General features: G+C 64.5%; 19 protein-coding genes. 10 read left to right on the top strand and 9 right to left on the bottom strand.

What is annotated here, in order from left to right:
- A partial coding sequence (locus ACZYR5_RS25545) for a DUF2515 family protein (RefSeq protein WP_489092179.1) occupies positions 1 to 365 on the top strand: 365 nt, incomplete at its 5' end.
- Entirely contained in the window at positions 362 to 973 is a 612-nt protein-coding gene (locus tag ACZYR5_RS25540) for a hypothetical protein (protein WP_489092178.1), read from the top strand. The genes ACZYR5_RS25545 and ACZYR5_RS25540, both read left to right, overlap by 4 nt.
- Before the next feature lie 19 nt (positions 974 to 992).
- Here the strand turns inward: ACZYR5_RS25540 and ACZYR5_RS25535 are convergent, their stop codons facing one another.
- From ACZYR5_RS25535 to ACZYR5_RS25525, 3 genes are read right to left on the bottom strand one after another with little or no spacing between them, the layout of a single operon-like run.
- On the bottom strand, positions 993 to 1,556 hold the full coding sequence (locus ACZYR5_RS25535; protein WP_489092177.1) for a TetR/AcrR family transcriptional regulator: 564 nt from the start codon (positions 1,554 to 1,556) through the stop codon (positions 993 to 995).
- Between the two features lie 6 nt (positions 1,557 to 1,562).
- Positions 1,563 to 2,891 (bottom strand): spinster family MFS transporter, encoded by a 1,329-nt coding sequence (locus ACZYR5_RS25530; RefSeq protein ID WP_489092176.1) that lies wholly within the window; start codon positions 2,889 to 2,891, stop codon positions 1,563 to 1,565.
- Positions 2,888 to 3,871 (bottom strand): flavin reductase, encoded by a 984-nt coding sequence (locus ACZYR5_RS25525; protein WP_489092175.1) that lies wholly within the window; start codon positions 3,869 to 3,871, stop codon positions 2,888 to 2,890. Before ACZYR5_RS25525 ends, ACZYR5_RS25530 begins: the two co-directional genes overlap by 4 nt.
- 171 nt (positions 3,872 to 4,042) lie before the next feature.
- Between ACZYR5_RS25525 and ACZYR5_RS25520 the strand changes: the two genes are divergently transcribed.
- From ACZYR5_RS25520 to ACZYR5_RS25495, 6 genes are all read left to right on the top strand, one after another.
- The gene (locus ACZYR5_RS25520) at positions 4,043 to 5,506 is read left to right on the top strand and encodes a coniferyl aldehyde dehydrogenase (protein ID WP_489092193.1); all 1,464 of its coding nucleotides are present in this window, start codon (positions 4,043 to 4,045) and stop codon (positions 5,504 to 5,506) included.
- Positions 5,507 to 5,543: 37 nt separating this feature from the next.
- On the top strand, positions 5,544 to 7,196 hold the full coding sequence (locus tag ACZYR5_RS25515; protein WP_489092174.1) for a methyl-accepting chemotaxis protein: 1,653 nt from the start codon (positions 5,544 to 5,546) through the stop codon (positions 7,194 to 7,196).
- 42 nt (positions 7,197 to 7,238) lie between these two features.
- Positions 7,239 to 8,807 carry an amidase gene (locus ACZYR5_RS25510; RefSeq protein WP_489092173.1) on the top strand — a complete coding sequence of 523 codons (1,569 nt, stop codon included), beginning with the start codon at positions 7,239 to 7,241 and terminating at the stop codon, positions 8,805 to 8,807.
- 1,143 nt (positions 8,808 to 9,950) lie between these two features.
- Positions 9,951 to 11,666, top strand: a complete 1,716-nt coding sequence (locus ACZYR5_RS25505; protein WP_489092172.1) for an FAD-dependent oxidoreductase — start codon at positions 9,951 to 9,953, stop codon at positions 11,664 to 11,666.
- Between the two features lie 8 nt (positions 11,667 to 11,674).
- Positions 11,675 to 13,375 carry an FAD-binding protein gene (locus ACZYR5_RS25500; RefSeq protein ID WP_489092171.1) on the top strand — a complete coding sequence of 567 codons (1,701 nt, stop codon included), beginning with the start codon at positions 11,675 to 11,677 and terminating at the stop codon, positions 13,373 to 13,375.
- Positions 13,372 to 14,148, top strand: coding sequence for an SDR family oxidoreductase (locus tag ACZYR5_RS25495; RefSeq protein ID WP_489092170.1), 777 nt, complete (start codon positions 13,372 to 13,374; stop codon positions 14,146 to 14,148). The genes ACZYR5_RS25500 and ACZYR5_RS25495 overlap by 4 nt, the downstream gene beginning before the upstream one ends.
- A gap of 190 nt (positions 14,149 to 14,338) precedes the next feature.
- Here the strand turns inward: ACZYR5_RS25495 and ACZYR5_RS25490 are convergent, their stop codons facing one another.
- From ACZYR5_RS25490 to ACZYR5_RS25465, 6 genes are all read right to left on the bottom strand, one after another.
- Positions 14,339 to 15,436, bottom strand: coding sequence for an LLM class flavin-dependent oxidoreductase (locus tag ACZYR5_RS25490; protein WP_489092169.1), 1,098 nt, complete (start codon positions 15,434 to 15,436; stop codon positions 14,339 to 14,341).
- A 20-nt stretch (positions 15,437 to 15,456) separates the two neighbouring features.
- A complete protein-coding gene (locus ACZYR5_RS25485) occupies positions 15,457 to 18,039 on the bottom strand; it encodes a TonB-dependent receptor (protein WP_489092168.1) in 2,583 nt (860 codons plus the stop codon).
- A gap of 507 nt (positions 18,040 to 18,546) precedes the next feature.
- Positions 18,547 to 20,130: an ABC transporter substrate-binding protein gene (locus tag ACZYR5_RS25480; protein ID WP_489092167.1), complete on the bottom strand. Its 1,584-nt coding sequence runs from the start codon at positions 20,128 to 20,130 to the stop codon at positions 18,547 to 18,549.
- Between the two features lie 4 nt (positions 20,131 to 20,134).
- Positions 20,135 to 21,334, bottom strand: a complete 1,200-nt coding sequence (locus tag ACZYR5_RS25475) for an LLM class flavin-dependent oxidoreductase (RefSeq protein WP_489092166.1) — start codon at positions 21,332 to 21,334, stop codon at positions 20,135 to 20,137.
- Positions 21,335 to 21,349: 15 nt separating this feature from the next.
- Entirely contained in the window at positions 21,350 to 22,573 is a 1,224-nt protein-coding gene (locus ACZYR5_RS25470) for a lipase family protein (protein WP_489092165.1), read from the bottom strand.
- A 21-nt stretch (positions 22,574 to 22,594) separates the two neighbouring features.
- Positions 22,595 to 23,668 carry an ABC transporter substrate-binding protein gene (locus ACZYR5_RS25465; RefSeq protein ID WP_489092164.1) on the bottom strand — a complete coding sequence of 358 codons (1,074 nt, stop codon included), beginning with the start codon at positions 23,666 to 23,668 and terminating at the stop codon, positions 22,595 to 22,597.
- A gap of 303 nt (positions 23,669 to 23,971) precedes the next feature.
- On the opposite strand from ACZYR5_RS25465, the gene ACZYR5_RS25460 reads away from it, so the two are divergent.
- Positions 23,972 to 25,045, top strand: a complete 1,074-nt coding sequence (locus ACZYR5_RS25460; protein WP_489092163.1) for a sigma-54 interaction domain-containing protein — start codon at positions 23,972 to 23,974, stop codon at positions 25,043 to 25,045.
- 150 nt (positions 25,046 to 25,195) lie between these two features.
- Entirely contained in the window at positions 25,196 to 25,357 is a 162-nt protein-coding gene (locus ACZYR5_RS25455) for a hypothetical protein (RefSeq protein ID WP_489092162.1), read from the top strand.
- Positions 25,358 to 26,300 lie beyond the last annotated feature (943 nt).

The raw sequence follows: 26,300 nt of genomic DNA, 5'->3' as shown, positions 1-26,300 counted from the left end.
GAATTGCGGAGAGTGTTGAGCATCTTGCCACACACGAACAGGTCAATATCTTGCAGCCAACGATGTATAGCGATCCGTTATTGGTTGCCCTGCTTCGTGGCAATCACCTGGCCTATGTAACCAACCTCTTGCCTGGAGCGGCCCAGCCAATCGAGCTGACCCTCGCCAGCCAGTGTGTCGCCGTCGATGACGGGCGCACCATCGGTTTCGGCAATAATCCACTGGCCGACCTGTCCAATATCGAGCAACGCATGGCTTTTGTACTCAGGGCGGCAGCCCAGTTTCATCAACTGCTGCAAGGCGGTGATCGCTTCCGAATCGAGCAAGCGATCCGGGATATTTCCGCCGGCGGGGGGGTGCGATGAGTCTGCTTCTTCCTGTTGGTTGGCAACGGGGGGCTTGGGGCTTAGCAATTCTCGGGCTGCTGGTCTGGGGCATCGAAGCACAATCGGAAAAGGAAATTGCGTTAGTGATGGGTGAGCCTTGGGAAAACATGCGCCAACGCTCTAGTGCGTCAATAGGTCCAACTATCCCCGGGCACATTTCGTTCGGCATCCCGGCAACGGATGCCCGACTACGATTCGTTCATGGAAAATATGGGTTCACCACGCCATCAGCACGTTTTTTCACCGTTGGTTTTAGCCGTGATGGATTGGTCGGCAGCATCCGCATGTCCCCGCAAATCGAGCCGCTGTTGCTCGACGACATCCTCAAAGTCGCCCTCGATCTTCAGGAGCAGTGGCGCCAAGGCGGTTGGGTTCCCACGCTGCCCAATGAATCCCCACCCATCGCCGACACCGCACAATGGCGTGCCAAACTGCGTGATGTGAGGAGAGGGGGCACTACGTACTGGCAAGCCGGTGATCAGTACCAGATCATGATGATGGTGCATCGATTCAAGGACTATAGGCATCCCACGCAAGAGCGGTACTTGATCACCTTGAGTATTGGTGAACCATGGGTGAAACCCTGAGCCGGCCAGGGGCGCAGTCCTAAGTCGAACGAACCGCACACGCCAAACCCACCAGCCGCCGCACCCCCTCACTCATCTGCGCCTCGCTCGCCGCCGCGCTGTACCAATGCCCCTGCCCGAACAACAGCCCAATCACCGTCTCAGCCATCCCGCCCTCGGCATCACCGATGATCCCCCGCAGCAGCGCCGCATACTGCTCCTTCAAACCGACAATGCGGCGTTTCTGTCCCTCGTCCAGATTGGCAAACTCACGACAGATCAAGCTCAGTGAGTGCGGCTGTGCAGCATGAAACTCCATGAACCCACGCACGAACAATTCCAGGCGTTTGCCAGGGCTGCGTGCGCCCTTGAGGCGTTGGCTGGTGTGCTGCACAAGGTCGCTCAGGCCGCTCTCGATCAACTCGAACAGCAACGCCTGTTTGTTGTCGATGTGGTGGTACAGCGAGCCGGGTTGCAGGCCGAGGTGGCTGGCCAGGTCGCGCAGGCCGATGGCCTGGTAGCCGTGTTCGGCGAACAGTTCGGCGGCGGCCTCGAGCAGGCGCTCGCGGGGGCTGGGCAGGGCGGTGGCGAGGTGGGTGGCCATGGCAGCTTATCCGGCGTGGCGATAGTGGGAGGGGGCGGCGTGGCGGGCGGTGCGGATCAACAGCAGCACGGCGCAGAGGATCGGCAGGTTCACCAGCAATAGGGCGTAGCGCAGTGATTGCTGGCCGAATTGCGGCAGCAACAGGTCGCTGAGCAGGCCGGTGAGCAGCGGCCCGACGCCAACCCCGAGCAGGGTGCTGACGATGGTCTGCAAGGCCATGGCGGTGCCGCGGCGGGCGGCCGGGACCAGTTGCGTCACCAGGTTGTACGACGGCGCGACCCACCACACGGCAAAGAACGAATACAGCGCGCACCACAGCATGGCCGCGGGGATCGGCACGTTGCCCAGGCGCGTCAGCAGGCTGTCGGACCACAGCAGGTAGGGGACCAGCGCCGACAGGGCGGTCAGGTGGCCGATCACCGGGATCGATACCTGCCAGTGCGGATGACGGCGGCACAGGCGATCGCTGAGCCAGCCGCTGAACAGTCCGCCAATACCCGCCGAAATACCGCAGATCACCCCCGCCAGCAAGCCGGCGTGTTGCAGCGACAGGCCGTGGGAGCGCACCAGAAAACTGGTGTTCCACATGCCCACCGCATAGGAACTGAGGGTGGTCAGGCCGCCGGCGAGGATCAGGCAACGGTAGGCCGGCAACGCCCACAGCTTGCGGGCTTCGGCGCCCATCCCGAGCAGCGCCGGGTGAGCCGGGGCGTGTGGCGTGAGGTCCCAGCGTCCGCGCTGCGGCTCGCGAACCAGTCCTGCGAGGAGGGTGCAGAACGCCAGCGCCGGCAGGCCGAGGGCGATGAACGCGCTGCGCCAGCCGTAGTGCTCGACCACCCAGGCGCCGATGCTCAGGCCGATGATCGAGGAAAAGGTCGGTGCCGCCGTAAAGCAACTGATGGCGAACGAGCGCCGTTGCGGCGGATAGAGGTCGGCGATCAACGACAGCGAGGCTGAAGTGGTCGGCGACTCGCTGATCGCCACCAGCATCCGCGCCACCGCCAACGCAATGAAACTGCCGGCCCAGCCGCAGGCCATGGTCGCCAGTGCCCAGAGCAGGCAGGACAGCGCCAGCAGGCGCACCCGCGGCATGCGGTCCACCAGCCGACCGGCCGGCAGCCCCATCAGCGCATAGACCGCGGCAAACGCCAGGCCCGAGATCAGGCCGATGGCGGTGTCGCCGACGCCGAACTCGGCCTTGATCGGCTCGACCATCACCGCGAGGATCTGCCGGCCGACGAAGTTGTCGGCAAACACCAGGGCCAGCAACAGCAGCAGGCCATGGCTGCGCCAACCGACATGGGCGGGAGGCAACGCGCTCTGGTGCACGGTCATCGCGGCGCCCACAGGTCGGGCAGGCCAGGGTCACTGACCGAGATCAGACGTTTGAGCAGGACTTTCAAGGCTTGCGCGTCGGCGGCGCCGAGTTTGCTTGAGAGGTCTTCCTCCACCGCCTTGGCCAATGCCAACTGATGCACCGAGACTTCGCGGCCCTGGGCGGTGAGCACAAAGCGCAACGCCTCGCTGCTGCCCTCGAACGCCACCAGGCGCTGGCGCTCGAGGAAGCGCATGCTCGCCAGGGTCACCTCGCGGCCGGTGTAGGTGACGAAGGTGTTGATTTCGTCGAGGGTCATGTTGTCGCGGATGCACAGGATCGACAGGATAAAGAACGACTGTTCGTCCAGTTGCTGGCTGTTGAGCAACTGGCGCAAGGCGTTCAGCGCCTGATAGTGCGCACGCCCCAGCAGGTAGCCGAGCAGGTCCTCGGTGTAGCTGCACTCCGGTGGCGGCGGGGTGGTCGCCAGGCGCAGTTCGCTGCGCGGCTTGCGCGTGGCCAGGGCGTATTGACCGCTCTGGAACGCCAGCGGAGCGCGGTCGCTGTGGTCGAAGGCGAGCACTTCGCCGACAAAGATCACGTGGTCGCCACCCTCGTACTGGAAGGCTGTACGGCACTGGAAGCGCGCGGTGCAATCCTGCAGCAAGGGTGCCTCGCTGACGCCGTTGTCCAGTTCGATCTCGGCAAACTTGTCCTCGCCCTGGGTGGCGAAACGGCCCGACAGGGTTTCCTGTTCGGTGGACAGCACATGCACGTTCCAGTGCTTGCCGTTGCTGAACACCGGCAGGCTGCGCGCCTGCTTGGACAGGCTCCACAGCACCAGCGGCGGATTCAGCGACACCGAATTGAAACTGTTGGCGGTAATACCCACCGGCGAGCCATCTTCGCTCTGGGTGGTGATGATCGTGACCCCGGTGGTAAAGGTGCCGAGCGCGGCACGGAAGGCCTGGGGATCGAAACTGATGTTTTGCATTGCCATGACTGGCCTCATGGGGTGGGGATTTTCGTATGGCCAGTATTGGGCGATTGCGCAGGCTCAACATCGTCTCAACGGACTAACGCCAATGCAGGGGCATCGTCCGATTGGACGTGGTTGCACAGGGGGCTACGCGGCTAGGGTGGCATCAGGCGCATCGGGCGCTCACCGGCCATCGAGCCAACCTGCAAGGGGATAACAATGAGTTCAGCGACGTCTTCGTCACAGGCCCTGGGCAGCCTGCTGGCGCAACAGCAACGCGCCTTTGCCAGCGCCGGCCATGTCAGCGCCGACACCCGCCGCCAGCGCCTGCAGCAGGTGATCGACCTGCTGGTGCAGCATCACGAGGCATTGACCACCGCCATCGACCAGGACTTTGGCGGACGCCCCGCCGGTTTCTCGCTGATGAACGACGTGCTCGGTGCCCTGGCCTCGCTCAAATACGCCCGCGATCATTTGCACGCGTGGATGCAGGACGAACCGCGCGAAGTCTTCGCCCCCTATGACCAACTCGGCGCCCGTGCCTGGGTGATGTACCAGGGCAAAGGCTCGGTGGGCATCCTCGGCACCTGGAACGCGCCGCTCTATACCCTGTTCAGCCCGCTGGCCTCGGCATTGGCCGCCGGCAACCGGGCGATCCTCAAGCCCTCGGAAGTGGTGCCGCGCACCGCGGAACTGCTGGCGAAATTGTGCGCTGAACACCTCGACCCGTTGGTGGTGGCAGTGGTCAACGGCGGCCCCGAGCTGGGCGAAGCCTTCAGCAGCCAGGCGTTCGATCACCTGGTCTTCACCGGCAGCACGGCGGTCGGGCGACTGGTCATGGCCAACGCGGCGAAAAACCTGGTGCCGGTGACCCTGGAGCTGGGCGGCAAGTCGCCGGTGATCGTGTCGCGCAGTGCGGACCTCGAGAAAGCTGCCTTCAGCATCGCCGCCGGCAAGGCCAGCAATGGCGGACAGATTTGCATCAACCCGGACCTGGTCTACGTGCCCAAGGCGCGCCTTGAGGATTTCCTCGCGGCCTTGCGCGGTGCCTATCGCGACCTCAATCCGACAGTTGCCGGCAATCCGGATGTGGTGGCGGTGGTCAATCAGCGTCATCTGGATCGCGTCGAAGGCCTGGTGGCTGACGCCGAAGGTCGGGGTGCGCGTATCGAATGCCTGCCCGAAGTGTTGGCGGTGGACAACGAAGACCGGCGCCGGCCGCTGCGAGTGGTGGTGGATCCGCCAGAGGACAGCAAGATCATGCACGAGGAAATCTTCGGCCCGGCCATGGTGGTGCTGAGTTACGACGACCTCGACCAGGTCATCGCGCAGATCAACAGCCGGCCACGGCCGCTGGCGCTGTACTACTTCGGCGAGGATCAGGCCGAGCAGCGCCAGGTGCTGGAGCAGACCCTGTCCGGCGGGGTGACCATCAACGAGGTGATGATGCATGCGGCCCTGCACGATGCGCCGTTCGGCGGCATCGGTGCTTCCGGCATGGGGCATTACCATGGCCGCGAAGGTTTTCTCCAGTTCAGTCATCTGCGCACGGTGTTCAAGGCCCCGGCCCACGACCCGCGTCGCGAGTGGGGCCTGTTGCCGCCCTATGGCGAGCACTACCTGGCGGCGATGCTGGCCGGGGTCACCTCCGACTGATTGCAGCCCCGGGGCTGCTTGAGACAGGCCATTGACCATGTTCAAGGCAATCACCATCGCCCAGCGCCTGTGGCTCTGGGCGCTGCTGGCGACGCTGCTGTTCGTCTTCGCGGTGCTGTTGGGAGCCTATGGCTTGCAACAGGCGCGCGACAGTTTGCGGGCCATCAACGAGGACAACCTGGCGACGCTGCTGCTGTTCGGCGATCTCCAGCATCGCCTCGACGAGAGTCGGCGCCAGGCGTTGCTGGCGGTCCAGCACGATCCGGATGGGCCGCTGGTGGCGGCGTTTGACCGGCCGGTGGAAGCCACCCTGGCGGCGATCGAAAGCAATAACCTGGCACTGGCGGCGACCTGGGCCAGCTATCGCCAGCGTGAGTTGAGCGCTGCCGAGTTGCAGGCGGCCGAAGCTTTCGATCAGCACTATCGCGCCTGGCTGGAAGAATTGGCGATTCTCATGGAGTCCCTGCGTGCCGGCGATTTTCGTCTGTCGGGGATCCTGTCGTTCCTGCGCATGGCCGAGCCCGAGGGCACTGCTGCGGTGATCGAACTGGGCAAGTTGCAGGCGCTGCAGAAAGCCAGCGCCGCGCAGGCCTACGAGGCGGCGCAGCAACGTTATCGGGCGACCTTGCTGGCGTATCTGGTGCTGGCCGTGGTCGGTGGTCTACTGGGGAGCCTCACCGCGTTTTCCACCCTGCGTCGGCTCAAGCGTGCCTTCGCCCAGGCCGGTGCCAGTGTACGGGCGATTGCCGGTGGCGATCTGTTGCAACCGATCGAGATCAAGGGCCGCGACGAGTTTGCCCTGATGCTGGGCGATATTGCGCAGATGCGTGACAGCCTCAACGGCCTGATTTCGCAGATGCGCGAGTTGGTGCGCCGGGTCAGTCACGAGGCCGCACACATGGCCGAGACCGCCGAGCTGGCGTCGACCGCCACCGAGCAGCAGGCGCTCGCGGTCCACGGGATCTTTCGCGCGGTGGCGGATTTGTCCGGTTCGATCGACCAGGTGCAGAGTCAGGTCGGGGTGTCCCGGGACATCACCCAGCATTCAGCGCGGCGCTCGGGCAAGAGCGAGGGATTCATCCGCGACATGGCCGACGGCATGACCGGCATCGATGCACTGATCGGCGACACTGCCGTGCATATTCGCCAGCTTGAAGGATTTTCCGCCGACATCAGCCAGGTGCTCAAGGTGATCCGCAGCATTGCCGAGCAGACCAACCTGCTGGCGCTCAATGCCGCCATCGAGGCGGCGCGGGCCGGTGAGGCAGGGCGGGGGTTTGCCGTGGTCGCCGACGAAGTGCGGCAACTGGCGCAACGCACCGCCAGCTCGATCGGCGAAATCGACCTCACCGTGCAACGCATCCAGCAGGGCACCCTGGCGGTGGTCGATGGCATGGGGCGGGTGGTCAGCCGGGTGCGTGACGGCGTCGACCTGGCCCATGAGGCTGGCGAGTCGGTGGCGCAAATCCGCAGCGGCACCGATGATGTGATCCGCAGCGTCGACACCATTGCCACGGTCATCACCGAACAGGTGCGGGTCACCCGCGAGATGGTCACGCGGGTCGAGAATGTTTCCAGCGGTACCGGCGCGCTGTCGGCCAATGCCGGACGCAGCGCCGTGGCTGCCGCCGACCTCGAACAACTGGCGCGGGCCCTGGATCAATTGTCTACACGCTTCAATGTTGGTTGAACCGCAACTCCCATCACTAATAAAAAGAGCGCGACCGATTCCATGGAAATCCAAGAACTCGCAGTACCACCCTCCACCCCCGGCTGGCCGCGTCGCAGTGTGCTCAAGGCCGGTGCCGTCGCTGTCGGCGTCGGTCTCTTGGGACGCTTCGCCGACGTGCGCGCCCAAGGCCTGTCGGCCAGCGACTACCAGGCCATGGACGCCTGGGCCATGAGCCAGGCAATCCGCAGCGGCGAACTTAGCGCCGAAGACCTGCTGGCGGCGACACTGGCGCGCTACAACGAGGTCAATCCCAGGGTCAATGCGGTGAACATGCTGCACGAGGCCTACGCCCGCGATTTGCTCGCCCGCCGCCGCGCCGCCGGGACCCTGAGCCAGGGCGCCCTGGCCGGGGTGCCGCTGCTGATCAAGGACCTCAATACCGGATTGCAGGGCACGGTCACCAGCAACGGCAGCCGGATGTTCAAGGACTCACCCCCGGCGACCCGCACCAGCACCCTGATCGCCCGTTACGAGCAAGCCGGTGCGGTGCCGTTCGGCAAGACCACCTGCCCGGAGTTCGGCCTGACCACCACCACCGAATCCCTGGCCTGGGGCCAGACCCGCAACCCGTGGGACCTGGCCATGAGCGCCGGCGGTTCGTCCGGTGGCGCTGCCGCGGCGGTGGCGGCGGGGATTGTGCCGGTGGCCCACGCCACCGATGGCGGCGGCTCGATCCGTATCCCGGCATCCTATTGCGGCCTGGTTGGCCTCAAGCCGAGCCGCTATCGCACCCCCAGCGGGCCGTCGCATTTCGAGGGCTGGTTCGGTGCCAGCGTGGCCAACGTGGTCTCACGCTCGGTGCGTGATACCGCGCTGTTCCTCGATGCCGGGCAGGGCCACGAAGCGGGCAGCGCCTACTGGGTGCCACCGCTGGCGCGGCCGTATGTCGAAGAGCTGCAGCGCGAGCCGGGCAAGTTGCGGGTCGCGGTGGTCCGCCAGTCGCTGACCGGCGCGCCGCTGGAACCGGCGATTGCCGCGACCCTGGAGCAGACCATCAAACAGTTGCAGGCCCTGGGGCATGAGCTCGACGAGCTGACGTTGAACGTCGATCCACGCCAGCTGTTCGGCGCCCACGGCATGGTCATCGGCACCGCCTTGCGCAGCCTGATCGAGGAGCGTCAGCAAGTCCTCGGTCGCGAAGCCACGGCCCAGGACCTGGAGCAGATCACCCTGGTCAATCTGCAACGCTCGAAAGGCAGCAGCGGCGTCGACCTGTACCGCGCACGGCAGTCGTTCGAAAGCATCGGCGCGACCATGGAGCAGCACTTCGAACGTTATGATGTGATCCTGTCGCCGGTCACCGGCAGCCTGACCCCGAAACTCGGCCTGCTGTCCCTCGACCAACCCTGGGACAGCTACGCCCACCACGCCATGGGCAGCGCCGGCTTCACCGTGCTGGCCAACGTCAGCGGCCAACCGGCGATCTCCCTGCCGCTGGGGCAAAGCGACAGCGGCCTGCCGGTGGGCATGATGTTCACCGCACGCCTGGGCGGCGAAGACGTTCTGCTGCGCCTGGCCGCACAACTGGAACAGGCCCATCCGTGGGCGGCCAGGAGGGCCAGGGTGTAATCCCCTGTTCCTGTGGTGGAGGGGCTGGCCTCATCGCTGCTGTAGGAGCCGGCTTGCCGGCGAAGGCGGTGTGTCTGATGTACCGAGGTCTCTGGTTCGCTGGCAAGCCAGCTCCTACGGATCTGTGGCGGTCGCTGGAGAGAGGTGCGACGCATGACCCCGTAGGAGCCGGCTTGCCGGCGAAGGCGGTGTGTCTGACATACCGAGGTCTCTGGTTCGCTGGCAAGCCAGCTCCTACAGATCTGTGACTGACCCCGTAGGAGCCGGCTTGCCGGCGAAGGCGGTGTGTCTGACATACCGAGGTGTCTGGTTCGCTGGCAAGCCAGCTCCTACAGATCTGTGACTGACCCCGTAGGAGCCGGCTTGCCGGCGAAGACGGTGTGTCTGACATACCGAGGTCTCTGGTTCGCTGGCAAGCCAGCTCCTACGGATCTGTGATGGTCGCTGGAGAGATGTGCGACGCATGACCCCGTAGGAGCCGGCTTGCCGGCGAAGGCGGTGTGTCTGATGTACCGAGGTCTCTGGTTCGCTGGCAAGCCAGCTCCTACGGATCTGTGGCGGTCGCTGGAGAGATGTGCGACGCATGACCCCGTAGGAGCCGGCTTGCCGGCGAAGGCGGTGTGTCTGATATACCGAGGTCTCTGGTTCGCTGGCAAGCCAGCTCCTACGGATCTGTGGCGGTCGCTGGAGAGAGGTGCGACGCATGACCCCGTAGGAGCCGGTTTGCCGGCGAAGGCGGTGTGTCTGACATACCGAGGTGTCTGGTTCGCTGGCAAGCCAGCTCCTACAGATCTGTGACTGACCCCGTAGGAGCCGGCTTGCCGGCGAAGACGGTGTGTCTGACATACCGAGGTCTCTGGTTCGCTGGCAAGCCAGCTCCTACGGATCTGTGATGGTCGCTGGAGAGATGTGCGACGCATGACCCCGTAGGAGCCGGCTTGCCGGCGAAGGCGGTGTGTCTGACATACCGAGGTCTCTGGTTCGCTGGCAAGCCAGCTCCTACAGATCTGTGGCGCAGGTCCCCCTAGTCCGGATTGACGATGAACCCTTCCCCCCGCACCCCTGATCATGGGGTGCACTCCGCCAGCGCACCCGCTGCGTCGTCGGCGGTTCTTCCTGACCTCAGCTAATGGCATAACAACAATGACGGCTCAAGTTCAGTCTCAGGCCCAGTACGACGTGATCGTCGTCGGTTCGGGCGCCGGTGCGATGACCTCGGCGGTGTTCCTCGCCGATCAGGGGCTAAGCGTCCTGGTGGTGGAAAAAAGCAACCAGTATGGCGGCACCTCGGCGATTTCCGGGGGCGGTATCTGGATCCCCAACAACCACTACTTTGCGCGCATCAGCGGCAACGACAGCTACGCCACCGCGCTGACCTACCTCAAGGCAGCGGCCGGCGAGCATGTCGATGAAGTGCGCCTGCGGGCCTACCTGGACAACGCGCCGAAGATGATCGAAGCGCTGACCCGCACCAGCCGGGTACGTTATGCCGTGGCGGCCAAGTACCCCGATTATTACCCGCACCTGCCAGGCGCCCTGGCCGGTGGACGTACCCTCGACCCGGAACTGTTCGACACCAGTCTGCTGGGTGATGAACTGGCCAATCTGCGCAAGCCATCGCCCTCAACCTTGCTGATGGGCTGCATCTCCTGGACCGCCCGGGACGCGCACAAGGCCATGGCCCGCAGTTTCGGTTGGCGCCTGCTGATCATGAAACTGATGTTGCGCTACAAGCTGGACTTCAAATGGCGGCGCAAGAGTAAGAGCAAGATGGATCGCCGCGCGTCTCTGGGCAGTTCGCTGGTGGCCTCGCTGCGCCGCTCGCTGATGGATCGCCATGTGCCGCTGTGGCTCAACACCGATTTCTGCGGGTTGATCAGCGACAACGGCCGGGTCACCGGGATCACCGTGCAACAGGCCGGTACCGAGCGCCAACTGTACGCGCGCCGTGGGGTGATCCTCGCCTCGGGCGGTTTCGAGCAGAACCAGACCCTGCGTGACCAGTACCTGCCCAAGCCCAATCGCCAGGCCTGGAGCGCCACGCCACCGGGCAACAACACCGGTGCGGCCCTCACCGCCGGCATGCAACAGGGCGCCGCCACCGCCTTGCTCGACTGGGCCTGGTGGGCGCCGACCATTGCGGTGCCCGGTGAAGACAAACCTCGGGGGATCTTCGCCGAGCGGGCATTTCCTGGTGCGATCGTGGTCAACAGCCAGGGCCGGCGCTTCGTCAACGAAGCGGCGCCGTACCTGGAATTCGTCGACGCGATGTACAAGGACGACAGCAGGACCGGCGGCAAATCGGTACCGGCCTGGGTGATCTTCGACGCGCATTTCCGCTTCAACTACGCCATGGGCCCGCTGATGCCAGGCCAGGTAGTGCCCGACAGTCGCCTGCGCAAGGAATGGCTGAACAAGCTGTACTGGAAGGCCGAGACCCTCGAGGGCCTGGCGCGGCAGATTGGCGTCGACCCGGCCGGCCTGGAAGCCACCGCGGTGAAGATCAACGACTACGCCAGTTCCGGTGTCGACCTCGACTTCGGCCGCGGCGGCAACGTCTTCGACCGTTACTACGGTGACAGCAACGTCAAGCCCAATCCATGCCTGGCACCGCTGCGCAAAGGCCCGTTCTACGCGATGCGCCTGGATGCCGGCGACATCGGTACCAAAGGTGGCCTGCTGACCAACGAACACGCCCAGGTGGTGCGCGATGACGGCAGCGCCATCGCTGGCCTGTATGCGATCGGCAACTGCTCGGCGTCGGTCATGGGCACCAGCTATCCGGGCGCCGGTGGCACCCTCGGGCCGGCCATGACCTTCGGCTACGTTGCCGCCAATCACCTGGCTCGCCAGGACTAGGAGGCACCATGTCGATGTCCGAAAATCTTCCGGCCACCGAGGTGCTGCCGGCCTTGCAAGTGGCCGACAGCAGCAGCGTCGCCTGGGATCAAATGTGCGATGTGCTGGTGGTGGGCTGGGGCGCGGCCGGTGCCTGCGCTGCCCTTGAGGCATGTGCCCGGGGCGCCGACGTCATGGTCGCCGACCGCTTCACCGGCGGCGGTGCCAGTGCCAAGAGCGGCGGGGTGGTGTATGCCGGTGGCGGTACCCGTCATCAGCAGGCGGCTGGTTTCAACGACAGCCCCGAAGCCATGTTCGACTACCTCAAGCACGAAACGCAGAATGTAGTCAGCGACGACACCCTGCGGCGCTTCTGTGCCGACAGTGTGGGCAACCTGCAATGGCTGGAGAGCCATGGCGCCCCCTATGCCCACCAGATGCCGCCGGGTGGGGGCAAGACCTCCTATCCGTCCGATGGTTACTTCCTCTACTACTCGGGTAACGAATTGGTGCCGAGCCATGGCGGTCCGCTGCCGCCGGCGCCCCGCGGCCATCGCACCGTGGGCAAGGGCCAGGGTGGCGCGGTGTTGTATGCCCATCTCAAGTCGGCGTGTCTGAAGGCGGGCGTGCGACCGCTGTTGCAAGCGGCGGCACGGCGACTGGTGGTGGATCCACAGGGGCGGGTGTTGGGTGTCGAGTTCTGGTGCCTGGCCGAGGGCAGTCGCGAGGCGCAATTGCATGCCCGCCTGGCAGCCCGCGCCGAACGCCTGCAGAACTTTGCCCCGGGCTACTGCAATAAGCTGCGAAAAAAAATCTGCCAGCTCGAACAGGAGTACGCCCGGCCGCGCCGAGTACGGGCGCGTAACGGGGTGATCCTGAGCACCGGCGGTTTCATTTTCAATCGGCAGATGCTCGAACAGCACGCACCGAAATTCCGCCGCAACTTCAAGGTTGGCGCCACCGGTTGCGATGGCAGCGGCCTGCGCCTGGGGGCCAGTGTCGGCGGCCAGGGCACGGGGCTTGAGCGGGTCTCGGCGTGGCGCTTTCTCAATCCGCCCTACAGTTGGCACAAGGGCATCGTGGTCAACCGCCAGGGCCAGCGCTTCTGCAACGAAGAAGTCTATGGCGCCACCCTCGGTCAGCCGTTGATGGAAGAGCAGGGCGGCAAGGCCTGGCTGGTGCTGGATGCGCCGTTGCGCAAAAAAGCGATCCGCGAGGCGTTGTTTGGTGGCTACTGGTGGTTCCAGAGTTTTCCGGCGTTGGCGCTGATGCTGTTCAAGGTGCGCAAGGGCAACAACCTGAGTGAGTTGGCCAACGCCACCGGGATGGATTCGAACGCGCTGCGCGCTGCGGTGCTGGCCGCCAACGCGGCCGCCCGTGGCGAGGCGCCGGAGCCGTTCGGCAAGTCCGAAGGCGGACGTCAGGTGCTGGAACAGGGGCCGTTCTACGCCTGTGACATTTCCGTGACCAACCCGGTGTTTCCGCTCGGCGCATTGACCCTCGGTGGCCTGCGCGTGGACGAGGACAGTGGTGCCGTGCTGGACGCCCAGGGCCAGGCGATTGCTGGTCTGTACGCGGCCGGGCGCACGGCCTTGGGCATCCCTTCGCACCTGTACATCAGCGGCCTGTCCCTGGCCGACTGTGTGTTTTCCGGCAGACGCGCCGGGGCCAGCGTGGCCCGCGCCGCTCAGCCATCCCCCGCGACCCACGCACATGAGATGACACCATGACCGATTCAAACAACAGCAACGGCCGGGTCCACGGCAAGGTGGCGCTGGTCACTGGCGGCGCCAGGGGCATCGGCGCCGCCAGCGTGCGCAAGTTGGTGGCCGAAGGCGCACGGGTGTTGATCAGCGACCTTGACGTCGAAGCCGGTCAGGCCCTGGCCGCCGAACTCGGCGCGGCGGTGGCTTTTATCCGTCACGACGTCAGCAGCGAAGAGCAGTGGCGCGAAGTGATCGGCCATCTGCGCGAGCACTACGGACGCCTGGATATCCTGGTCAACAACGCCGGGATCCTGATCTGCGGCAGTCTCGAAGAGACCAGCCTGGCCGACTGGCACAAGATGCTGCGGGTCAACGCCGACAGTGTGTTCCTCGGCTGTCGTGAAGGCATCGCGTTGATGAAGGGCAGTGGAGGGTCGATCATCAACCTGTCGTCTATCGCGGCCTTGGCCGGACGTGACGATTACCTGGCCTACAGTGCTTCCAAGGGCGCGGTGGCGGCCTTGTCGCGTTCGGTGGCGGTGTTGTGTCGCCGGCGCAAGTACCGCATCCGTTGCAACACCCTGCACCCGGATGGGGTACTCACCGACATGACCCGCGGCGGATTTCCCCAGGGCGTCGATCCGGACCGTCTGACCATCGACAGCGACCCGATGAACCGCATGTGCCGACCGGAGGACGTGGCGGCCAGCGTGGTGTTCCTGGCCAGTGACGAGGCCAGGGCGATCAATGGGGTGGAATTGCGCATTGATAGTGGGCAGATGGTGATGAGTATCTAGCTGACAGCCGAGCCCTGTGTAGGAGCTGGCTTGTCGGGTCGCCGCATCGCAGCGAAAAACCTGAGAACACCGCGTACATCCAGGTTAGCTGCATCATCGGTGGCGAACATCGCGAGCATTCGAGCGTCGACCGGCTGCTCCTACAGTGGGCGTTACCGTGGGAGTGGATAGGTAATCCGTCAGTCCTCAATCACGAAATGACCACCGCCTTGCGAGCACTGCGCCGTTGCGCTTCCTCGCGCACTGCCGGAATGATCCAGCGCCCGTAGTCAACCGTGTCGTACAGCGGGTCATAGCCACGATTAAGAAACGTGGTAACACCCAGGTCGACGTAATCCAGCAGCGCCTGGGCCACGGTTTCCGGGGTGCCGACCAGGGCTGTGGTGTCGCCGTAGGCGCCGACGGCGGTGGCGGTGGGCATCCACAGGGCGCGGTCGTGGCGATCGCCTTGGGCGGCCGCGGCCAGCAGGCGTTCGGAGCCGGTGCCCTTGAGGCGTTTTTGCCAGGGGCTGCCGGCGGCGAACTGCGGGTTGGCCTTGATCTGCTGCAGAATCTGCTCGGCGCGCTGCCACGCCAGTTCCTCGGTGGCGCCGAGGATCAAACGCACCGACAGACTCACCCGTGGTGCCTGCACTCCGGCGGCGCGTGCAGCGGCCTTGAGCTTGGCGATCTGCTCGGCGACGCCACTCAACGGCTCGCCCCACAAGGCATACAAATCCGCATGCTTGACCGCGATCTGATAGGCGATATCCGACGACCCGCCAAAGGAAATCGGAATGTGCGGCTGCTGCAGCGGCTTGACCGGCGAGAACGCGCCCTTGATGTTGAAGTACTCACCCTCGAAGTCGAACGGCTCTTCGGCGGTCCAGGTCCGGCGCACGATTTCCAGGTACTCATCGGTGCGCCGGTAACGCGCGGTCTTGTCCAGCAGGGTGTCGCCTTCCTGCGGCTCGGCGGTGATCCCGGTGATCGCGTGCAGACGGATGCGCCCGCCGCCAGTGGTGTGATCAAGGGTGGCGAAGGCCCGTGCGGCGACGGTGGGCGCGGTCAGGGCCGGGCGATGGGCGATCATGAAGCCCAGGCGCTCGGTGTGGGCGGCGGCGTAGGCAGCAATCTGCAGGCTGTCGGCACTGCCCGGGCCGCTGGCGATCAGTACCCGGTCAAAGCCGGCCTGCTCGTGGGCGCGGGCATGATGACGGATAAACGGCAGGTCGAAGTCGGCGCTGCGCACGCCTCGGGTCTCGGACCACTGGCGGGGGAAAATCATGCCGACAAATTCGATGGACATAGCAAGTCTCCAGAGTGAACTCAGAATTGGTAATCGACCTGGGCCAGCACGGTGCGGCCAGGCATGGGTTGCAGGAAGGTATTGGTGGAGCCGGCCAGGCCGCTGACGAAGTTCAGTTCGTCGGTGAGGTTGAGCACCCGCAGGGTGGTGCTCCACTGTGGCTGGCGGTAGTACAGGGCAAGGTCGAGGTTGTATTCGTCGGGGACCTTCACCGTCTTGCTCAGGTTCAGGTACCAGCTGCTGGTCCACCAGCCGGACAGTTCGGCGCCGAAGCCGGAATCAAAGCGGTAGTCGACATAGCCGCTGGCGGTGTATTCGGGAATCTGCACCGCATCGAAGCGTCCGGACGGGCGCTGGTTGAGGCTGTTGTTGTCGCCGAACACGGTGCCGTTGTCGGGGATGAAACCGGCCGAGGCGAAGCCGCTCTGGCTGGTGAACTCGTTGTAGGCGGTGAGCTTGGTCAGGTTCAGGGCACTGCGCAGGTGGTCGTCCGGCTGGTAGCGAATGCTCGACTCGACGCCCTTGATCACCAGGCGTGCGATGTTGTTATTGCTGTCGGGTGACTGATCGCGCTCCTGCTTGAACGCGGCCAGGGTCATGAACAGTTGATCGGGCACGGCTTCGACTTTCAGCCCCACTTCATGCAGCACGCTGAGGCTTTCGAAGGCCAGCGGGTTGAGCTGGTTGGCGCCGGCGCCGCTGCCCCAGCCGAGGCCGTTGGAGAAGAACCCGGTGTTGACCGCCAGCGAGCGGTCGAAGGTGTAGTACAGGGTGCTGTTTTCCGTGGGCTTGACGTAGGGGCTGACCTGGAAGGAGAACAGCCGGTAGTTGTCGCTGTCCTTGCGCGGATTGCCGCCGGCGAGGACGAACGGGTTTTCGATCTCGGCGTCGATCCAGCTGCGGCTGGCGCCGATATTCAAGCCGATGCGATCACCGAACTTCAGGTTGTGCTGGCTGAACAGAGTCTGGGTGGTCCAGGTGCTTTCGGCGGTGTAGGGCGCCACCGACTCGGCGTACAGGCCGTGCCCGGCCGGGTACATCGGCGGCAGGTTGAGCCAGCCGTAGTAGTTCGAGAACTGCGGGACGCCGGGCTGGCCGATCCATGCGCCATTGCCGCCGGCCGGGTTGCGGTTGTCGAGGCCGAGCAGGTCGCCGGGGTTTTTTCCCGACGGGTCCTGGGTCAGGTCGTAGGCGTTGATGGTCGAACCGAAGCTGTTGTTGGCGGCAATCGACTGGTTGAATTCGCGGCGGTAAATCAATCCGGTATTGCTCTCGTCGCTGAGGGTCCAGCCACCGAGATTCACTTCATTGCGCGAGCGGAATTCGAAGCGGTTGTCGAACAGGTTGTCCTTGGACTGCACCTGGAACGCACCGACCGCATCGGTGTTGTCCCGCGAGCGCTGGTAGAAGGTGCTGTTGGCCAGGGTGATGGTCGGGGTCAGGTCGGCCTCGACATGCAGTTGAGTGGTGAAGCGTCGCGAGCTGCTCTCGTCCTCATCGCGCTGGCCGGTTTGCGACGACAGCGACTTCAAGCCATTGCCAGCCAGGTTCGGGTCATAGACCCAGCCGCGCAGGGTGCCGGGGTTGGCCTGGGTGTTGGGCGAGGCGTTCTGGAAACTGCCATCGACCACGCTGTACTGGCCCTGGGCGTTGCGTTGGCGCTTGACCCAGCCGAGGGTCGGCGCATCCGCCGCGCCGGAGGCCAGCACCGGTGACCACAGGGTGCTGCCGTTCTGGATGATCGGTGTGGCGCGCCCGGCGTAGTACTTGCCGTGATCCACCAGCTCCTGGTTGGCGCGGTTCCAGCCGTGGGTAATGTTGTAGTCGTAGTAATCGTCGTAGGCGGCGTTCCAGTCGACCCGCACGTCGTCGTTGCGCCAGGCCAGGGCGCCGTAGAAGGCGTCGAAGTTGTTGTCGACGTTGTCGTAGAAATCCTCCTGGCGCTGCTTGGTGATGCTCACCCGGTAGGCCAGGTTGTCGGCAATCGGCCCGGTGTTGTCGATGCTGAACTTGCTCGAATCGCGGGACTCGCCATCCGGTATCCAACTGCCCAGTTCGCCGCTGAGACGGGTCTTGAACTCGTTGAAATTGGGCTTCTTGCTCAGGTAGTTGACGTAGCCACCGCTGCCGCTCACCGAGCCGTAAGTCACCGAGGACGGCCCGGCGACGATGTCGGCGCCCTCGTAGGCGTTGAAGTTGGCCGGGTGGCGCACGCCATAGGCGCGTTGGCCGTCCTGGAACACTTCCGAGCCCTGGGCGCGGAATTGCGGAGCGATCCCGGCATTCTGCCCGCCACCGCGGGTGATGCCGGGGGCGTATTTGACCAGGTCGTCGGCACTGCGGATTGGGTCGTTGGCCAGTTGTTCGGTGTTGATCTGGCTGATCGAGCGCGGGGTGTCGATGATGGTGGTTTCAGTGCCGCCATACACCGAGGTCGATGGCCGGGTGGGCAGGGCGTCGTCTTCTTTGTCGCTGGCACTGGCCTGGACGGTGACGGTTTGCAGTTGGGTGTCGGCGGCGAACGCTGGCAGGGCCAGGGCGGACACCACCGCCACGGCCAGCGCGGAGGGTTTCAAGGGCAAACGAAAGGCGATAGAGGGCATGGGGCATGGGCCTCGGAAGAAAATCGGGAATAGGGAAAAAATCTGTAGTGACTGGTCTACCGCCATCGCTGTAGGAGCTGGCTTGCCAGCGATGAGGCCATCAGCCACACCACATCAACTTCTTCGCCGGCAAGCCGGCTCCTACAAGGTTTTGCAGGCACCACGGGATTTGTGATCAACACAAAACCTGTAGGAGCTGGCTTGCCAGCGATGAGGCCATCAGCCACACCGCATCAACTTCTTCGCCGGCAAGCCGGCTCCTACAGGGTTTACGGGCTCCTCAGGATTTGTGATCAACACAAAACCTGTAGGAGCTGGCTTGCCAGCGATGAGGCCATCAGCCACACCGCATCAACTGCTTCGCCGGCAAGCCGGCTCCTACAGGGTTTACGGGCTCCTCAGGATTTGTGATCAACACGAAACCTGTAGGAGCTGGCTTGCCAGCGATGAGGCCATCAGCCACACCGCATCAACTTCTTCGCCGGCAAGCCGGCTCCTACAGGGGGGTTATGCGGTGTCGTTCAACCACAACCGCTCGAACCGCCAGGTGCTGAACAGCGATTCTTCCGCCGCCGCGCCGCCGACCCGGGTCGAGACGCTGTCGAGCAAATCGGCATAGCCCCAGATCAACATGCCGCCGCGCTCGTACTGGATCTGCTGCACCTGATGCACCAGCGCCGTGCGCTTGCCGAGGTCGGGCTGGGCCATGGCTTGCAGGAACAGTTCGCTGAAGTGCGGGTCGTTGAAGTGGGTCTTGTTGGCCACCGCAAACGGCGCGTCGGTGTGGATTGCACTGGCGAGGAACGGCGCGCCGATGCTGCCGCCGGTGCTCAGGGTCCAGTCGTTGCGCAGCGGTCCCTGGAAGGTCGCCAGGTCGACCTGCTTGACCTTGAGGGTGACGCCGATGCGCTTGGCCTGTTCGGCCAGGACCAGTGCCGACGTCAGCCCCGGTCCCGGAGTGGTCACCAGTTCCAGTTCGAGGTTTTCCTGGCCGGCTTCCTTGAGCAGTTGCGCGGCGCGCTGCGGATCGTGGGGGCGCGGGCCGAGGCTGTGGTTGAAGGTCGGGTCGCTCGGTGCGTACAGATCGTTGGCCACTCGGCCCTGACCGTTGAGGGCACGGCGCACCAGCTCCTCGCGGTCGGCCAGCAGGCGAAACGCCTCGCGCACCCGTGGGTCGTTGAACGGCGGTTTGTCGAGGTTCATGTCGAACGACAGCCAGTTGCCGGTCACCGATTTCAGCACCTTGAGGCGCGGGTCGCCTTGCAGCACTTGCAGCTGTTCGGTGGGCATCACGTTGGCCATGTCGATCTGCCCGGCGCGCAGGGCGGCGAGGCGCGAGACCTGGTCCTTGAAGTCGATGATTTCCAGCTCGTCGGCGTACGGCTTGCCCTCCTTGTAGTAATTCTCGAAGCGGGTGAACAGCGAGCGCTGGCCGGGGGTGAAGCTCTTCAGCTTGTAAGGCCCGGCGCCCACCGGGTTGGAGACCGGGTGATAGTCCACCGGGACAATGCCGCCGAAGTTGACCCAGGTCTCCGCCAGCGGCATGTAGCTGCGGCCTTCGCGGAAGTTCAGGCGCACGGTGCGGTTGTCGAGCTTGACCAGGTTGTCCCGGTCGACCCAGTGCAGCAACGCGGCGTAGGGCGAGGCGAGCTGTGGATCGGTGAGGCGGCGGATCGAGAAGATCAGGTCGTCGGCATCGATGGTCTTGCCGTGGTGAAATTCGAGATCCGGACGCAGGCGCAGGGTCCAGCTGCTGGCGTCGGCATTCGGCTCGGCGAACTCGGCGAGGGCCAGGCGCGGCTGCATCTGCTCGTCCCACTCCCAGAGTTTGCTGTACAGGGCGAAGCCACGGACGATACCGCTGCCGATGGGTTTATGGGCGTCGAGGTTGCCGCTCTGGTTGCCATCGAGAATGCCCAGGCGCAGGCGTCCGCCATAACGCGGTTGGTCGCTGGCGCCAGGCGCTGCCGGGGTCTCGCTGGCCGGGCCGCAACCGGCCAGCAACCCACCGCCCAGCAGCAGGCCGCCGCCGAGCAGGGCGCTGTGGCCGAGAAAATCCCGGCGGCTCAGCAGTGAGTGATGGTCGCTCATGGGCTCAGGCTCCATTGGCCGAGTGCAGCGCGGCGAGCGGCTCGGCGCTGCGTTCCAGCGCCACGCGCTCGCCGCGAAAGTGCGGCAGGATGTGCTCGCCGAGGCGATAGGCTTCTTCCAGGTGCGGGTAGCCGGCGAGGAAGAACAGGTCGATGCCCAGCGCGTTGTACTCGCGAATCCGCGCCACCACGTTGTCGTAGCTGCCCACCAGCGCGCAGCCCGGCGGAATGCCGATGTAGCCGAAGCCGGTCCAGACGTTGGGGTGGATGAAAAAATCCTCGAACGACTGGGTCTCGGTTTTCTCGGCAAACCCGGTCTCGTAGCTCAGCTTGCGTGCGGTGCGCAGCCCGGCATGGGCGGCCACGGCCTTGACCGCGCCCTTGGCGATGCCTTCGTCGAAGAAGCGCTTGGCCTCGGTGCGCGCCAGTTCCTCGGTCTCGCGGGTGATCACATCGATCGACAGGCCGAAGCGAATATCCGTGCGTCCGTGCTTGAGCGCGCGCTGGCGAATGTCGGCGATCAGCGCGGCGATTTCATCCGGATGCTCGGCGCGCATCAGGTAGAAATCCGCGTGCCTGGCGGCGAATTCGCGGGCGGCGATCGACGAGCCGGCGGTGCAGATCAGCGGCAGTTGCGCCTTCTTCAGCGGCCCGCGCAGACCACCGCCCTCGGCCTTGTAGAAGCGCCCGTCGTAGTGGAAGTTTTCGTTGTGCCAATAACCCCTGACCACGTCCATGAACTCGGTGGCGCGCGCATAGCGCTCATCGTGATCGCTGAAGTCGCCGACCTGGCGCTGGATCACGTCCGAGCCGCCATTGATGATGTTCCACACCAGCCGGTTGCCGGTGGCGCGCTGGTAGGTCGCGGCCTGCTGGACCGCCACCCAGGGCGTGTAGTGATAGGGCTGGAAGGCGGTGACGAACTGCAGGGTGCGGGTCTCGCGGGCCAGCAGCGAGCAGACCGTCCACGGCTCTTCGCCGGTCGGTGCGTTGACCATCAGCGCGCCGCCAAAGCCGTTGATCTCGGCGGCCCGGGCGATCTGTCCGAGGTAGTCGATGTAGCTGAAATGATCGCCGACGCTGAACCCGGAAACGGCGCCGGTGCTCGGGCCGCCACGGTGCCAGTCGCCACGGTTGCGTGGGTCGCCGGGGAGGAATTGGGTTTCGCCGTGCAGCGGCAGGCGGGTGAAGAATTCGATGCTCATGGGCGTGGCTCCGGCTTACTGCACGCTGGGGTTGCAGATGGGGGTGACAGGCTGGTCGTTGATGACTTTGCGGGCGAAGGGCACCGAGTCCTTGAGCGACGCGTTGACCGTCTCGCTATGACCCAGGCCCTTGTACAGGTGGCCCTCGACCACCGAGCCGGTTTTGCAGGCGTCCTGCATCAGGGCCACCTGGGTTGCGGCGGCGGGGGTTTTGTCCTCGGCGCCGGTGCCGATAAAGATCGGCTGCGCCAGTTTCAGGGTCGGGTAGGACACCTGCTTCTGCCACGCCGCGAGCTGGTCGCCCTGGTAGTCCTTTTTCGCATTGGCCGGGGTCAGGCCGACGCCCACCACGTCACTGACCAGCGCTGCCAGGCAACTGGTGCGCGCCTGTTCGAACAGCGGCAGGGCCTTGTCGGTGTAGAAGTCTTTCGGGTTGATGCTCGGGTCGTATTGCTGGGCCGCGAGCAGGGTGTAGAAGCCGTAGGCAAGGGAGGCGTCGATCTTGTTCGGGTCCTGCTCGCCGACGTTTTTCGCGCCGACGGTGTAGATCACCCCGGTGCCGATGCTGCCCTTGACCCCGAGGTCCGGGGCGTAGGTCGGCGCGTAGGCGGCCGAGGCAAAAGCGCCGGCGCCGCCCTGGGACTGGCCGATGATCAGCACCTTGTTGGCCAGCCCTGGGACCCCAGCGACCACGGCTTTGGCGGCGTCGAGAATGCCGTAGGCGGCCATGCGGTTGTTCAGCAGCGGATGACCGCCGGGCACGCCGAGGCCTTGGTAGTCGGTGGCGACAATCGCGTAGCCTTCGTCGAGCCAGCGGCTCAGGTACTGCACGTCGCGGTAGGAACGACCTTGCCAGGACGGTGCGCAGACATCGGCGATGCCCACGGTGCCGTGGCCCCAACTGGCCACCGGCCAACCGCCGGCGGGTGCCTCGCCCTTGGGCAGGAACAGGGTGCCGGAGACCACGATCGGCGTCTTGTTGTCGATGCCGTCGGTGGAGCTGTAGAGGATTCGCTGGGCGCTGGCGGCGTTCGGCAGGCTCAGGGTTTTTTCCAGCGGTTCACTGCGCAGCAGTTTGCCCGGCGTGGCCGGAATCACTTGTTGCCAGGTGTAGAACGCCGAGACACGGCCGTCGCCTTGCAGCGGGTCGGGCTTGGGCGCATGCACGCCGGCAGCCAGGGCACTCATGGACAGGGCGAGAAGGCTGAGGCCAAAGGTAAAACGCTTGCTGAGGTTCATCGGGATGTCCTTATCAAAGGGTCAGGGTTGGCTGCTGACCTGGCCACGCAGGGCGGGCCAGTAGTCAGTGAGTTGCAGGTCGATCAGCGCTTGGCGGGTGAAGCCGGTGGCCAGCGAGGCGCTGATGTCGTAGTTGTCGCGAATCAATTGGTTGGCCAGGGCGTAGGCGGTGAGCGCTTGGTAATGGGCCTTGAGCTGCGCATCGGTTTTCGGTGCCCAGCGCTCTTTCCAGGCCACCGGGTCGTTCTGGTCGTCACGGCGCAACACGCTTTCGGCGGTGCCGGCGCGCGACGACAGTTGGTAGTAGGCGTCCTGGTTCTGCTCCTGGGAGATCCACCAGGCGGCCTTGACCCAGGCGGTGGCGAGCAGTTGGGTGAGGTCCGGGTGCTGCTGGACGAAGACGTCGGTGCCCCACAGGTCGGAGATCAGCCGCCAGTCGTTCTGGCCCTGTTTGCTCGACCAGAGAATCCGCCCGACGCCCTTGTCTTCAAGGGCGTAGGCCTCGTTGAGCAGCACCGCCCCATCGACCTTGCCGGCCGACACTGCGGCCGCGCCGACTTGCGGGTTGAGGTTGGCGATCTTGAAGTCATCGAGCTTCAAGCCCTGGCTGCCCAGGTAGTTACTGAAGGCGAACTCCCACGGCCGGCCACGGTGCAGGGCCAGGCGTTTGCCCTTGAGGTCGTCGATGCTCTTGGCCGGGGAGTTGCTCGGCACCACCAGGTAGATGTTGTTGCCACTGCCACCAGGGACGATCAGCTTGCCCGGCACGCCGCCGGCGCCGGCGATCACCGAGGGCAGATCACCGCGTACGGCGAAGTCGATGCTGTTGTTGCTGAAGCCTTCGTTGATCTGCGGACCGGCGCCGGCGTGGGGCAGGGCGATCCACTCCAGCTTGACCCCGCGCTGACTCAGTTGCTGCTCGAGCCAGCCTTCCTCGATCACTCGGCCGGCGATGCCGCCGAACACCGGTTTGCCGCCCTGGGTGAAGGCGACGATGGCGATCTTGACGGAGGACGGCGCCTGTTCGGCCAGGGCCGTGGCGCTGAGTAGCAGGCCGGTGAGGGCGATAAGGCTGGTGCGCCAGAGACGTTTCATGGGTGCTTCCTCGATAAGTGGCTGCGCTATGCCAGGGCTAGAGCAGATTGCATGCCAGCGTTTTGCGAAATCGCTGCAGGCCTCGTGAACCGGGGCTTTGCGCGCTTATGGATGGGAGGCGGGTGGCGGCTGGGTGCTGGTGGATCAGCAGGTCCATGCAGGTTGATTGCTGCTCCAGCAGCAGGGCAGGAGCAATGTTTCTTCATATATTTTTAAGGAATATATAAAGATTAATTAATAATTATTTAATCTATAGATCCTGATGCATGATTGAGCCCGCGCTTTTACTGCCAGGAATGCACCATGTCGCTGATCACTCATCCCCACGCACGCGAACTGACCAAGTCGGTGCGCGCCACCGTCCTGGTCTTCAAGGACCCGCGCTCCCAGGAGTTGCTCAGCCGCATCGAGCGCCTGGCGCCGAGTGAGGCCAACACGCTGATCATCGGCGAGACCGGCACTGGCAAGGAACTGGTGGCGCGGCATATCCATAACCTCAGCCGCCGTGGTCGCGAGCCGTTCGTGGCGGTGAACTGCGGCGCGTTCGCCGAGACCCTGGTGGAGAGCGAACTGTTTGGCCACGAGAAGGGCGCATTCACCGGCGCCACCACCAATAAAGCCGGCTGGTTCGAAGCAGCCAACGGCGGCACGCTGTTCCTCGACGAGATCGGTGATCTGCCGCTGAACATGCAGGTCAAACTGCTGCGGGTGTTGCAGGAGCGCGAAGTGGTGCGCCTGGGCTCACGCACGCCGATCCCGATCAATGTGCGGCTGGTGGCGGCGACCAACGTCAACCTCGCGGATGCGGTAGTGGCCGGGCATTTTCGCGAAGACCTGTTTTACCGTTTGCACGTCGCGACCATACGCCTGCCACCGCTGCGCGAGCGCCCGGGGGACATCCTGCCGCTGGCCGAGTTTTTCCTCGAAGAACACTGCCAGCGCCTGGGCTACAACCGCGCGACCCTGACGATCGAGACCGAGCGCAAACTGCTTGAGCACAATTGGCCGGGCAACATCCGCGAGCTGGAAAACTCCATTCACCATGCCTTGCTGGTGTGCCGCAACCAGCGGGTGGCACCGGGCGACCTGCACCTGGTGGACATGCGCTCCTCGGGGATTCGCCAGGAGCAGGTCAGTGCGCCCACTCAGGTCGCCACTGGCCCGGTGGACCTGGAAACGGCGCTGAATGCGCTGTTCGAACAGAACATTCCCGACCTCTACGAACACATCGAAGAGACGATCTTTCGCGCCGCCTACCGCTACTGCCATGGCAATCAATTGCAGACCGGGCGCCTGCTCAATATCAGCCGCAATATCGTGCGGGCGCGGCTGGAGAAGATTGGCGAATTGAGCAAGCCGGTGGCTTTGCAGGACTGAATTTGTGAGGCCTGTGCAGGGGGCGACCTGTCAACTTTGACAGTAGACGCAGCGGGTAGATTGGCGGTTTGATTGCTCGGCAATATCACCGAGTCAGGCTCGCCATGGATAGCCGCAAACAATGTCTGGCTGACACATGAGGCTTGAATCATGGATAAGTCCATTGGCGTCTGTCGTGTGCTGATCGTGCTGGGCCTGATGACCGTGGGGGTGGTTTTCGGTTTGTTGATCGCTCCGCTGACGGTCGAGTCGCAAACGGACAACCGGCGGTCTTGTGCGGTGCTGATCTACAAGGTTGCCGATGGGCGATAGCCAACCCTCAAACCACTGTGGGAGCGGGCTTGCCGGCGAGGCGATCTGCCTGACACACCGCCATCGCCGGCAAGCCGGCTCCTACAGAGGGCTGGGTGCTCACAGATATTTGTCAGCGGCGCAGACCATTGTAGGAGCCAGCTTGCTGGCGAAGGTCGTGAACGCTGACGATGACTGTCTGAATGTACACGGCGGCCTCGGGTCCATCGCGAGCAGGCTCGCTCCTACAGTGGATTGCATTGGCACAGTCACATTGGCAGACCAACCTGTGGGAGCGGGCTTGCCGGCGAGGCGATCGGCCTGACACACCGCCATCGCCGGCAAGCCGGCTCCTACAGAGGGCTGGGTGCTCACAGATATTTGTCAGCGGCGCAGACCATTGTAGGAGCCAGCTTGCTGGCGAAGGTCGTGAACGCTGACAATGACTGTCTGAATGTACGCGGCGGCCTCGGGTCCATCGCGAGCAGGCTCGCTCCTACAGTGGATTGCATTGGCACAGTCACATTGGCAGACCAACAACCTGTGGGAGCGGGCTTGCCGGCGAGGCGATCTGCCTGACACACCGCCATCGCCGGCAAGCCGGCTCCTACAGAGGGCTGGGTGCTCACAGATATTTGTCAGCGGCGCAGACCATTGTAGGAGCCAGCTTGCTGGCGAAGGTCGTGAACGCTGACGATGACTGTCTGAATGTACGCGGCGGCCTCGGGTCCATCGCGAGCAGGCTCGCTCCTACAGTGGATTGCATTGGCACAGTCACATCGGCAGGCCAACAACCTGTGGGAGCGGGCTTGCCCGCGATGCGATCGGCCTGACAGCCACACCGCCATCGCCGGCAAGCCGGCTCCTACAGAGGGCTGGGTGCTCACAGATATTTGTCAGCGGCGCAGACCATTGTAGGAGCCAGCTTGCTGGCGAAGGTCGTGAACGCTGACGATGACTGTCT

Source organism: Pseudomonas sp. F007, assembly GCF_057814275.1.
This window is presented reverse-complemented; position numbering and strand designations above follow the sequence as displayed.